At 38.1% G+C, this 13,038-nt stretch carries 9 protein-coding genes; 6 read left to right on the top strand and 3 right to left on the bottom strand.

The features are described 5' to 3' along the window. Nucleotides 1-142: 142 nt before the first annotated feature. The 5 genes from NSQ77_RS16460 (at nucleotide 143) to NSQ77_RS16440 (ending at nucleotide 6,477) form a co-directional block, all read left to right on the top strand. The gene (locus tag NSQ77_RS16460; RefSeq protein WP_339227128.1) at nucleotides 143-1,330 is read left to right on the top strand and encodes a glycerate kinase; all 1,188 of its coding nucleotides are present in this window, start codon (nucleotides 143-145) and stop codon (nucleotides 1,328-1,330) included. Between the two features lie 89 nt (nucleotides 1,331-1,419). After that, nucleotides 1,420-2,556, top strand: coding sequence for a 2-keto-3-deoxygluconate permease (locus NSQ77_RS16455; RefSeq protein ID WP_339227127.1), 1,137 nt, complete (start codon nucleotides 1,420-1,422; stop codon nucleotides 2,554-2,556). 122 nt (nucleotides 2,557-2,678) lie between these two features. Then, nucleotides 2,679-3,956, top strand: a complete 1,278-nt coding sequence (gene larA, locus NSQ77_RS16450; protein ID WP_339227126.1) for a nickel-dependent lactate racemase — start codon at nucleotides 2,679-2,681, stop codon at nucleotides 3,954-3,956. 329 nt (nucleotides 3,957-4,285) lie between these two features. After that, nucleotides 4,286-4,918: a transposase gene (locus NSQ77_RS16445; RefSeq protein ID WP_339227125.1), complete on the top strand. Its 633-nt coding sequence runs from the start codon at nucleotides 4,286-4,288 to the stop codon at nucleotides 4,916-4,918. Between the two features lie 179 nt (nucleotides 4,919-5,097). After that, complete coding sequence (locus tag NSQ77_RS16440; RefSeq protein WP_339227123.1) at nucleotides 5,098-6,477, top strand: OmpA family protein; 1,380 nt, start codon at nucleotides 5,098-5,100, stop codon at nucleotides 6,475-6,477. A gap of 136 nt (nucleotides 6,478-6,613) precedes the next feature. Here the strand turns inward: NSQ77_RS16440 and NSQ77_RS16435 are convergent, their stop codons facing one another. Continuing rightward, on the bottom strand, nucleotides 6,614-7,666 hold the full coding sequence (locus NSQ77_RS16435) for a C45 family autoproteolytic acyltransferase/hydolase (RefSeq protein WP_339227122.1): 1,053 nt from the start codon (nucleotides 7,664-7,666) through the stop codon (nucleotides 6,614-6,616). Between the two features lie 362 nt (nucleotides 7,667-8,028). On the opposite strand from NSQ77_RS16435, the gene NSQ77_RS16430 reads away from it, so the two are divergent. Beyond that, entirely contained in the window at nucleotides 8,029-9,519 is a 1,491-nt protein-coding gene (locus NSQ77_RS16430) for an APC family permease (protein ID WP_339227121.1), read from the top strand. A 139-nt stretch (nucleotides 9,520-9,658) separates the two neighbouring features. Here NSQ77_RS16430 and NSQ77_RS16425 read toward each other — a convergent pair whose 3' ends face one another. Both NSQ77_RS16425 and NSQ77_RS16420 read right to left on the bottom strand, forming a co-directional pair. Continuing rightward, nucleotides 9,659-11,320: an amidohydrolase gene (locus tag NSQ77_RS16425; protein WP_339227120.1), complete on the bottom strand. Its 1,662-nt coding sequence runs from the start codon at nucleotides 11,318-11,320 to the stop codon at nucleotides 9,659-9,661. Between the two features lie 33 nt (nucleotides 11,321-11,353). Then, the gene (locus tag NSQ77_RS16420) at nucleotides 11,354-12,811 is read right to left on the bottom strand and encodes a sodium:solute symporter family protein (RefSeq protein WP_339227119.1); all 1,458 of its coding nucleotides are present in this window, start codon (nucleotides 12,809-12,811) and stop codon (nucleotides 11,354-11,356) included. Between the last annotated feature and the right edge of the window lie 227 nt (nucleotides 12,812-13,038).

Here is a 13,038-nt window from a genome sequence, read left to right as displayed (position 1 = left end):
TTATCCCCCTTTGGTTAATCCATACAAAAATATTTAAATTCAGTTCTGTTTTTTCATATGGTATAACCATATACATTTTTAGTCAAGATTCGTATAATTTAATCTACAGATAATGAAAACGCTTGCTGAAGGACGTGTTGACGTGAAGATTATAATTGCACCAGACTCCTTTAAAGGAAGTTTAAATGCGGTTGATGCTGCTAATTCAATTGAAAAGGGAATCCGAAACACATTTCCAAAAGCTGAAACAGTTTTACTACCTGTGGCTGATGGTGGTGAAGGGACGTTAGAAACACTTGTCACAGCAACCAAAGGTGAGATAAGAGACGTCACAGTTATCGGACCATTGGGGACTGAAGTGAGAGCTGCTTATGGTGTTTTAGGCGATAAGAAAACCTGTGTCATAGAAATGGCATTAGCATCAGGACTGACACTGCTGAAAGATGAAGAGCTCTCCCCTTTAAAAGCAACAACATATGGAACTGGCCAGTTGATAAAACAAGCATTAGATGATGGATTTACTTCGTTTATCATTGCCATCGGTGGATCAGCAACCAATGATGGCGGGGCTGGAATGCTCCAAGCACTTGGACTAAAAATTTTCAATAAAGATGGTAATGAAATCGGATATGGTGGTGGTGAATTAAATAAAATCGCTTTAATAGAGGATGATTCTTTCGATTCGCGCATTAAAGCTTGTAACTTTTTAATTGCTTCTGATGTAGAAAACCCACTTATCGGTCCAAACGGTGCCTCCTTTATTTTTGGTCCACAAAAAGGGGCAACTCCAGAAATGGTTGAAACCCTTGACCAACATCTTGCCCATTGGGCCGATCATGTTGCCAAGCTTACAGGAATCCACTTACACAACCTGCCTGGTGCAGGGGCAGCAGGAGGAATTGGAGGAGCCTTTCAAGCTTTCTTCCCATGTAATGTTAAACGAGGAATCGATGTTGTATTAGAGTACAGTAAATTCAGCGAATTCTTGCCAAATACAGATTTAGTTATTACTGGAGAAGGTAAAGTAGATGGACAAACCGCGTCAGGCAAAACTCCGCTCGGCGTTGCGCAAGCCGCAAAAAGCCAGGATGTTCCGACCATTATTATAGCTGGTTCAATCGGAAATGGCATTGAAGCACTGCATGAATTTGGTATTGTGAGCATTCATAGCATAATCAATCAGCCAATGACCCTAAAGGAGTCAATTGCAAATGCAGCTGGATTATTAGAACAAAGTGCTGAACAGATTGTTCGAGCTTACTTTTATTCTAACTCCCATAACAATAAAGCAACTAGCGAAATTAGTACGAATGGACTCTCTGAAACATAGCTAGCTATAATAGTCCAGTCTGTTAATTGATTCATGGAAGCTAATTTTTTAAATCCTATTCTTTTTAAATTTCTAAAGGAGGAGCTTTTATGAACATAAAAGATACGATAGAAAAAGTACCTGGGGGACTTATGGTCGTTCCGCTTTTATTAGGAGCTTCTTTAAATACAATTGATCAGATGCATATACCTGCAGTGATGAATGCCCTGAAGTTTCTCGGCGCCCCACAAACAGAGGGAGGTTATTACGAGTTCTTAAGAATTGGTGGTTTCTCTCAGGAGTTATTTAAAGATAGTGCACTTGTTTTAATCGCTTTATTTCTATTTTGTGTTGGAAGTCAAATGAACCTGAAGGTCGGCGGAAAGGCATTAAAAAAAGGTGTCCTTCTCACTGGTTCGAAATATTTCGCTGGTGTGGCTGTCGGTATGACTTTAGGTTATTTTTTTGACCCGATGAGTGGTTTGTTCGGACTTTCGACTCTTGCAATAATTGCCGGGATGACAAATAGTAATAGTGGAATGTATGCAGCTTTAACAGGTAAATTTGGAAACCGGTCTGATGTGGGTGGGCTTTCTATCCTTGCAATCAATGATGGACCGTTCTTCACGTTAGTTGCACTTGGTGTATTAGGTACTGCTTTTCCAATGATATCTTTTATAGCTGTTTTATTACCTATTGGAATTGGTATGCTTTTAGGAAACTTGGATCCGAAAATACGAGAATTTTTAAAACCTGGAGAAGCGATTACAATCCCATTTTTTGCATTTGCACTAGGAGCAGGTATGGATTTGGCAAACTTCTTTAATCCAGCAGTTCTTGCAGGCGGTTTGACACTTGCGATACTTACTTTCGTTTGCTCAGCTGGGATGGGAATTCTTATGTTTAAATTATTTAAAGAAAAAAGCTTTATTGCACCCATTTCAGAAGCTTCCACGGCAGGAAATGCGGCTGCAACACCGGCCGCTGTCGCAGCCGCAGCAGCTGTTGCTGTAGGATCGGGTGCAATGACGCAAGCAGAGCTTGACGCAATCCAAAACATTGTACCTATTGCCACTGCCCAGATTTCAATATCAACAATCACCACTTCCCTGCTTTGTCCATTAGGTGTGATTTTAATGGATAAATATCAACGAAAAAGAGGTATTGATGGTACACGAGAAGACCTTGGCATAAAGAATACTAAAATCACTTCACACACTAAAGAGAGGCATGCTGTCAATGATTAACATTAAAGAAAGCGCTGTCTATCATTGTGTTTTATTGTATACTACTTAATAAGAAAAGCTCCTGCTTTCCGACAGCCTATTTAAATACGTGTCGAAATTATTAATGAAATGAGGAATCCACCATGAAGACAGAACTATTATATGGAAAGAACGGCATTTCACTAGACTTACCAGACAATGCTTTCCTTATTGAGCCGACAAATTTGTCAAAGCTGGAGGATGAAGAAGAAGCAATCCGACAAGCATTAAGAAATCCAATTGGTGCTGCACCCCTGAAAGAATCCGTTAAATCAACAGATACAGTATCCATTGTAATAAGTGATATTACAAGACCAACACCAAATCACATACTTGTACCACTGCTGATTGAGGAATTAAACCATGTTCCATTGGAAAACTTCGTCATTATTAATGGAACTGGAACACATCGTGACCAAACGAGGGAAGAATTTGTCCAGATGCTGGGGGAATGGGTAGTAGACAATATTCGAATTATAAATAATCAATGTCATGATAAGGATAAACTTGTTAACCTTGGAAGAAGCAAATTTGGTTGTGATGTCTACCTCAATAAAGAATATGTTGAATCAGATTTTCGAATTGTAACAGGGTTTATTGAACCACATTTCTTCGCTGGATTTTCTGGAGGTCCAAAAGGTATCATGCCTGGAATCGCAGGAATTGAAACAATTTTAACTTTCCATAATGCACGCATGATTGGTGACCCCCTTTCTACATGGGGCAACATGGAATATAATCCAGTCCAGGATATGACTCGTGAAATTAACGGCTTGTGCAAACCAGATTTCATGTTAAACGTTACATTGAACCGAGATAAAGAGATTACAAATGTATTTGCGGGGGAATTGTACGAGGCCCATGATATCGGATGTGCATTTGCAAAGGAGCATGCCATGTTCCGTTGTGAAGAACGCTTTGATGTTGTCATTACATCCAATTCAGGCTATCCACTAGATCAAAATTTATATCAGGCAGTAAAAGGTATGAGTGCCGCACATAAAATCGTCAAAGAAGGCGGGTCTATTATTGTCGCTTCCGAATGTTCGGATGGTTTGCCTGATCATGGCAATTATGCAAAAATATTTGAAATGGCTGAAAGCCCGCAAGAATTGCTGGATATGATAAATAATCCGGATTTTGAAATGTTTGATCAGTGGCAAGTTCAGAAGCAGGCTGTTATCCAAGTTTGGGCTGATGTTTACGTTTATTCCAAGCTAACGGACAAGCAAGTTAAAAACACCATGCTAAAGCCTGCCAATAACATCGAACAAATAATAGAAGATTTAAAGAAGAAGTATGGTGACACCATGACAATTGCTGTTCTTCCACTTGGCCCGTTAACAATTCCATATGTTGAAGAAAAAGTAAGTATAAAATAAGAAGGCCATCATTTCTGGTCTTCTTATTTAGTATGTCATCAATTATTGTAAAGTAATTATACCCCCTCCCCTTACTACAAATGCCTCTTTTATTCCATATCTGAATATGGTAATCTATAATGAGGCAATTCTATAATTTAGTCGAAAATACTCACGACTTCAATCGTGTAGATGATTCGATTTCGGTTGACCCATGGCTTTATCTATGTTAATTAACCCAAGCCTATTAAAATTAAATAATGGTTAATTCCTTTTCTTTTTGTATTTTTGCCAGTCATGTGTGTTAAGATAGCGGAGAAGTGTTCTCAGGTTGAAAGAAGTCGATAGTATTGCCCTTCAATCCTCATTGGAAAATCTTACGGATTCTTTTTCACGATTTTTTAAAAAAGCAAAACAAAAGGCCTCAGTTCAAAAGTAAAACGCACCCTGTTCAAAGTTACACCACCAAAGAAACAAACAACAACATTGAAATAAAAGACAACTACTTAAAATTACCCAAATTAGGTCTCGTTAAGTTTGCTAAAATCAAAGAACCGAAAGGACGTATCCTTAGCGCTATGATTCGCAAAAGTCCGAGTGGTAAATTTTTCGTATCGATTCTTTGTGAAGAAGAAATTGGCAAGCTTGATAAAACAGATGAAGCGATTGGTATTGATTTAGGTATTACGGATTTTGCCATTCTTTCAGATGGACACAAAATCGATAATAATCGATTTACTTCTAAAATGGACAAGAAGCTTAAACGTGAACAACGCAAATTGTCCAAGCGTGCGTTAGTTGCTAAAAAGAGTGGAATCCACCTGTCTGGAGCGAAAAACTATCAAAAACAAATACGGAAAGTTGCTCGATTACACGAAAAAGTGGTGAACCAACGTAATGATTTCCTGAATAAGTTGAGTACAGTGATTGTCAAAAACCTCCTCGCTGAAGGTTTAAGATTACATGATTTAACATCGTTATAGCTACAAAAAAACCGTAGGTACTCCGGGGTTAGCTTGGTAAATAAGAGAAACCGCTGATGATGGTGTATGCCACTATGAATCAAGTATGCTCTCTTCCCAAGAATCTCGTGACTTCAGTCATGAGAGGTTCAAAATTTTCCTACAATATGCTAAATGAATATGGAGAAGGTGAGCTGAATTTGAAAAGGTCTTTCATTTACATAACGTTTTTCGTATTATTGATCTTTCTTGCAGGCTGCAAAGATACTACAAATGAGGAAGCAAATGCATCCAATGCGAAAGAAAATCGTTCAGGTGAAGAACAAAGCAAATCCAAAGAAACTGAAGAGCAGGAAACACCTGCAGAAAGTCCAGTAGATTATAAAGAAGATATTGGCAACCTGAAGGTTTGGATTGGAGGCGAAATGATTGTTAAAGACGATCAAATCATTGTAGAAGGCCAAAGTAACCTATTGCCAGGCTCGATTATTAGCTCTTCTGGAAATAGCACATTACCAATCGCAGCTTTTATGAAGAATGCTGAGGTACAAGAGGATGGTTCATTCCGATTTGAATATCCTGGATACGAGGGAAATGCGTTAATCGATTTCCGGTTATCTTCTTTAGGTGAAGATACTACAAAACATTATGGTGTATACTTCAATCAAGTTACAGGTCCTCAACGATACAAGACCTCACAAAGCGATCAATATGAGGTCAGAGCCAGCGCTTTATTAGATGTAAATAAAGAATCATCTTACACTCTGAAAATCGAAACGCCAGAATGGGATGAACTGCCTGATGATTATGGAGAAACGAATGCTTGGATGGATGTCGAAGTAACAACGGATCATAAATTCATCTATATACATGGAAAAAGTAATCTGATTGAGGGAACATGGTTAGGTGGCGATTTAATGAACGCTACGGATGTTATTGTTCCATTTTCTTATGATTATACGAATGTAAATCCAGATGGTTCTTTTGAACTGAAGATACCGTATTTGTCTTTGCGACCAGGCATGTATATTCCAATTCAAGCTCATGCAAATCAGAATACTTGGGAAGATGTTCAAGAAGCTTATGGAAAAGACTTTGAAAAACTGGAAGGAGATCTTTTACAGACTTCTGATGATGGAAGCATTTATCTTGAAAAGGTTGTCGAGTTAGATATTCCAGACATGGAACCGCCGGAAAAAGTGGATCTGACAATAGCAGATGAAGAGGTAAAAATGCAAGTTCCTGATGATCTGTTGTTTGATTTTGATGAAAGTACATTAAAAGATAATTCTCAAGAGACATTAGATGGGATTCTTGCTGAATTAGAAGAATTAGAGCCTGACACAACAATTCATATCAATGGCCATACAGATAATCAAGGTGATGCATCGTATAACTTGAATTTATCTATAGAACGAGCTGAATCCGTCTTTCATTATTTAGAGGAGCATGGGGATATTAGCCATTTAACAATTCAAACAGAAGGATATGGCGAAACTGCTCCAATTGAATCAAATGAAGATGAAGATGGCAGAAGCAAAAATCGCCGCGTTGAGATTGTTGTTAATCCGGAAGGTTAAGTATAAAGGGATTTTCCACTAAAAATACCTCGTGGAAAATCTCTTTATACTATCCAATTAAACATAGTAGATAAGCTTCAAACTATCCCAACTATCCGTAATATTTGCGATTAAATGAAGAGATTTATTTATTCTATTAACGTGGATTTTCATCCATATGAGCAAATCCAGAGCTAGTATCTATCTTCCCAAAGATTTTACTCCGTTCTAAATCTTTGCCACTCAACCAAGATTCAAAATCAATTTTTACCGGCTCCCGATCTCCTCCAAGTGCAATCCATGCCTGTTTTTCTTTTGGAAAATATGCCGACGTATGTAACGTTCCTGACCAGCTTTTATAGTTGTTTACAAATACCCCTTTATCCGTATCATTCAGCAGTCGAAATGCTTTATATGCATCTGTTGCTTGTGCTTTCTGGTTGTTGATGGCATGCAATCGTTCTTGGGACTCTGCAATAAAACGGCGATTTTCATGCTGGAGCACCTCAAAATGATTCGTACAGACATTCGATTGATGTACTTGAACAGACCTTGGTGTGGCTTCAATTATATAGGTTTCTTCTTTTTCATCTAACACTATGTAACTAAACGAGGTCCGATGTGGAATCTCCTTCACAAGTTCAATTGCCTCTTCGACAGTAGCACACATTTCCAAAACAATTCGTCCAATCATATGACAAATAAATCCGTCACCTGGATTTTTGCGGTGCATAAAGTTATATCCCATTACAAGTCCTTTTTCATTCATGCCATCCATTCGCCCAGTCACACGTTGAGAAGGCCCAATAACCGCATATCCGCCATCGGTCGGCTGGAATAGGTTGTAGCGCCCTTCATAGGTTTTCGGATGATAATCATAGTTTCGAATCATATAGTCCTTCCCTGTCAAAATCGAACAGCCACTATAAACCGGTTGCACACGATAATTGCCGAAATCGCGAAGAATCATCGACATTGGCTGTTGAAGTGCATCTCTTAGTCCAAGCAGTTCTTCCCATATACCCGGCGCAAACCGCATAAATGCTTGTTTTGTCTCAGCCTCATCAATTGTAAATCGCGGTCTTCTCAATTTCCAATCGCGATGTCTATTTTTAATAATTAAAGAATCCTTTAGATTCTTACCTTGCATATAGCCATAATCGTAATGGTTTCCACGGAATTGAATAATATCACTGTATACTTCTCTCATCTGTAACCACCCTTTGTTTTACAATTCAAAATCATGCTCTTCATCACTAATAGCGTTTACACTGTATAGTTTATCATCTTTCAATGAATAAAAGTGTGTTTATTCATTTAGCTTTACAATTATCCCGTTACGAACTTCATATTACAAGTAAAGCCATATTAAAGTATGTATTTTTGCATATGAATTTTCTTCTCTCCCGCTTCACCATTTTCGCAGGTAAATACGCGATAGAATTACCGAATAACTTCTATTACACATTCAAATAATTAAAATTTCCGAAAATTATTGATTAATAAAACGCTACATGCTTTAATTTATATAACTTAATTGACAACGCTTACATTTTGAAGGGAGAATAAAATATGGAAGAACGTCAGCAATTAAACAAGACATTGAAGCCACATTGGGTTTGGGCAATTGCATTTGGATCTGCCATTGGCTGGGGAGCTTTCGTGCTTCCAGTAGACTGGCTGTCTATGGCTGGGCCACTTGGGGTAATTATCGGATTTTCAATTGGTGCAGTTCTTATGATTATCATTGGAGTTAGCTTCAGCTCTCTTATCGAAAAACTGCCAGTAACTGGAGGAGGGTTCGCATACGCTTATTATGGTTTAGGCAGATATCATGCTTTTATTTGTGGGTGGTTCTTGACATTAGGATATGTTGCAATTGTTGCGCTTAATGCTTCTGCTCTAGCACTTCTCGGAAAATTCGTCTTTCCAAGGGTTGTAGAACAAGGTTACATGTATACAATTGCAGGCTGGGAGGTTTACACTGGAGAAGTTATTGTAGCCTGTGCTGCATTAACTATTTTCTCCCTTGTCAATATCCGTGGTGCAAGTTCTTCAGCATTTAGTCAATTTGTGTTTTGCGTCTGCTTATTTGGTGGGGTTCTATTATTAACCATTGCTATGATTATTCACCCCACAAGTTCCTTTTCCAATTTACAACCTCTCTTTCAGCCTGGAGTCGGATCTATTGCATCGATAGCAGCAATAATTGCAATTGCGCCATGGGCTTATATTGGTTTTGATAATATCCCTCAGGCTGCTGAGGAATTTAACTTTTCACCCAAAAAAGCTTTTCGTATTATCGTTATTGCCTTAGTTTTTGCAGCTCTTACTTACTCAATGACTGTTATTGCAACTGGAATTGGTCAGCCATGGATGGAAGCTGTTCAAGCCGGTTCAGTTTGGGGAACAGCTATGCTTGTTGAAAACGCCTATGGAACAATTGGTGTTATTTTATTATCGTTTGCCTTGATTATGGGTATTCTGACAGGATTGAATGGATTCTACATGTCTGCCAGTCGTTTATTGTTTGCCATGGGAAGAGCAAAAGTTATTCCAGCGGTTTTTGGAAAATTACACCGATCCCATAAAACGCCTTATGCTGGTATTTTATTCACGTTAGCATTTACACTTTTTGCACCTTTTTTTGGGCGAGAAGCATTATTATGGGTTGTTGATATGTCCGCACTTGGAGTCACCATTGCATACTTCTATACTTGCTTTATAGCATACCGATTATTTAAGTGGTCAGACAGCAATAATAAAAGGGACAATAAACGTGCTACAGTCTCCCCTGGAAGAAAGTTTCTATGTCTATTAGGCATCCTAAGCAGTGCCGGCTTCCTTCTATTATTAATCGTACCAGGGTCACCAGGATTTTTAAGCACCCCTTCATGGATAGCTTTACTCGTTTGGTTAGGACTGGGAGCTCTCTTCTTCCTCATTAAATTTAAACATATTCGCGCACTTCCAAAAGCAGAGCTGGATCATTTAATTTTAGGTGACTTTAAGGATAAAGAAGAATCCGAGTTTGAGGATGATTTGGAGAATGTATCATCGTAGGTTTACGATTTCATCTTCTTTCAGGTCCAATAGTTTCAACACTTAGAATTTGATTATCACCACATATAATAACCACCGTATCAAGGAAATCTAGTACGGTGGTTTTACAATTCTAAGATATTAAGTTCGCTAATACATTTTAACCTAAAAGTGCGCCTTGTTTTTCGTATACTATTTTTCCATTAATCAGTGTTGCTTCCACTGTGATGTCTTTGATTTCATATGGGTTCACTTTCGTTGGGTCTTTATCTAAAACAGCAAAGTCTGCCCGTTTTCCTATTTCAATACTTCCCACAGTATCTTCACTAAAATTCATTTTTGCTCCATAGATGGTCATCGATTTTAGTGCAGTTATAACATCGATTCTTTGTTCTGGTCCCAGTATTTCCCCTTCATTCGTCAGGCGATTAACAGCTGCCCAAACAGAAAATAGTGGTGAAATCGGAGTGACTGGACAATCGGAATGTAATGCAAATAGAATATCCCGTTTTACAATATCCCCTAACGGACTTATTCTTCTGGAACGCTCCGGACCAAGGAAAATTCGCTTATGGCGGTCACCCCAAAAATAAACATGATTAATAAAGACCGAGCCAGCTACGTTAAGCTGCTGCATTTTATCAAGATCGTTAGTTGTTGCCGTTTGTACATGCTCTATCCGGTGACGATGGTCATCTCTTGGATACTTTTCTTGAGCATAGGCATACCCTTCCAGGATGGAGCCTATTGCCCGATCGCCATTGCCATGAATGGTCACTCGAAATCCTCGCTTGTGTAAGTTTAGAATTTCCTCGTTAAAATCATCTTGAAAATGAAATAATTCTCCAACAACATCTGAATTAATATAATAAGGTTCCCTTAGTGCACCAGTCAGGCCTTGGATGGATCCATCCTGAAACATTTTTGCACTGTCCAGGCAAGCTTTACCATTAGATTCATTCATTATTTCTTCATTTAGTTGTTCCGCTGTGTAATTACCAAACTTCTCTCCCTCTCGCAGAAGTGTATGTATAATCATTAATTGCGAATACATTGGATTAATACCTTGTTGTGCTGCTGTCAGATGCGCTTCTAATTCTGATTCCCCCAAAAACAAACCTACTCCTGCATCCGCATTTGTTGTAATCCCTTGGGCTAAATAATCCTTTGACCCCTCTCCCAGTGCTGTTACCATTTCATCTACTGTCGGTACGGGAATTACTTTTTGCACAAATTCCATTGCAGGTATTTCATGAAGCACACCATCTAAACGTCCATTCTTATCACGTCCAAAAAAACCTCCCTTGGAGTTCTTTATTTGTTCGTCAACTCCAGCCAGTTCCAATGCCTTTGAATTGACAGCAGCAAAATGACTGGAAATATGCGTAATACATACAGGGTGCTCAGGTGCAATCTTGTCCAGCTCTTCCCTTGTTGGATGTCTCTGTTCTTTTAAAAGTGTATCGTCATAACCGTATCCCTCCACCCATTGTCCTTTTGGAGTTGAATTTGCTTTCCCTTTAATTCGTTGTAATATGTCATCAATACTTTCATTCGGTGGTGTACTGCAATTAACCTTATTTTTATTCAGGGAGTACATTAAAATGTGATTATGTGTGTCGATAAAACCGGGAATTAATGTTTTTCCTTTTAAATCAATAACCTCTGTATCCGGTTCTACAGAAAAGGTGCTTGGTGGTTCTGGTTCTACCCATATTTTATTAATTCGACCATTTGAAATAGCTAAAGAACGAGCAATTGTATTTTGCTCATCAAGTGTTAATATATTGGCATTTGTGATTAAAACATTTATTTTATCCATTGTTTATCTCCTTTTTGTCAGGGTAGCTAAAATTTATGAACCTGTTATTTTTTCAACTGAATCTTGCTCTGCAGGATCTCCCACTGCTCTCAATGAGAAGAAGTAAGCTGTGACCTCTTCGTCAGCTGAATGTTTTGTATTAAGACTAACAATAATTAATAATAGAAAAGATATGATTAATCCTGGTAAAATTTCATGGACTCCATAAGGTGTTCCAGCAAGCTTCCATAAAGAACAAACAATAATACTACCAACCATACTTACAATTACTCCTGTTTTTGTAGCACGCTTCCAGAACAGCGCAGCCATTACAGGAGCAACGAGTGTTACAGCTGTATAGGAAAGAGCAAATTGATAGATAGCTATAATATCTGTAATATATAGTGCAATCCCTAATCCGAGGATAGCCATGCCCAATACGGAAATGCGGGATGTTTTTAACAACTGGGCATCTTCTGCATCAGGTGCAATCCATTCCTGGTAAATATCTTTTGCAATATTAATTGCCCCACTAAGCAAGAATGACGTTGCCCCGGTTAACAGTGCCGCTAATAGTGACACCATGAATAATCCACCTAATGGAGCTGGAAATATGTCTACAAGAAATTGAGTGTAAACCTGATCAGGAAGTGTACTTGTATTTAATGTTTGGACAGCCATAATTCCAATTAATATTGCTAGTAAACCAATTAAACCGGAAATAATAAAGCCGGTAGTAACTGACCATTTTGCAATTTTAGTAGACTTTGCTGCTGATAGGCGCTGCCATGTTGTTTGCCATACCATATAGAATGGTCCGAATACAAGGAACCAGTTTAATAATTCCTTACTACCAATACTGAAAAAATTAAACAGATGCTTTGGAGTTTCATTTACCAGCACCGCTGCTCCCCCAATATGGTTAAGCCCGAGGAAAAACAATAAAATAACCCCTGCCAGAATTACAATGGTTTGTACCGTATCTGTCCAAGCAACACTAAACATCCCTCCCATAAGTGTAAATATGAGACTGATTATAAAACCGATAACAATTCCCCATGTTACAGAAATAATGGTGATAGATGCCAGAATAGAGCCCATCCCTACTAGTTGCATCGCAAATGTAGGTGTCATATAAAGCAATCCAATGATTAAAGCCGGAAGCAAGGCAGATGCCTTTCCAAACCGTTTTATAAATAGATCTGGTATTGTATATAATTTCAGTTTACGTATGGTTGGAGTTAGAATAGCAACAAATAGAATAGTAAAAGAAACGAAACTAATAGAAGTAATAAAATAAGAGATGCCGATTTCAAAGCCTTTTCCAGCTCCACCGATAAGTGCAGCGGAACCAGTAACGGTAGCTATAACTGTTCCTGTGATAGGAAAGAATCCAAGGCTGAAGTTTGCCATTAAAAAGTCATCTGAGGTTTCAATTTTTCGAGAGGATATAATGCTTATACCAAAAATTACAATTAAAAATACTACAATCCAAATTAACCACCAATTCATCCAATCTCCCCTTTGTCATTCACTTGGTTGCTGTTTTTTCAATATGTAAAATGAATCTAATCATTCATGCAAATACTATACAATTCGGTAGTACGTTACTATAAAAATAGATTATTTATACTTTATCATTAGGTATAAACGGAGTCAATGTATTCGAAAGAGGGTAAATTATCAGAATCACTGATTGATTAGAAGATAAACTTTATAATTTTAATTAAATTCGAACA

The sequence above is a fragment of the Oceanobacillus sp. FSL K6-2867 genome, from assembly GCF_037963145.1.
Classification (GTDB): Bacteria; Bacillota; Bacilli; order Bacillales; family Amphibacillaceae; genus Oceanobacillus.
This window is presented reverse-complemented; position numbering and strand designations above follow the sequence as displayed.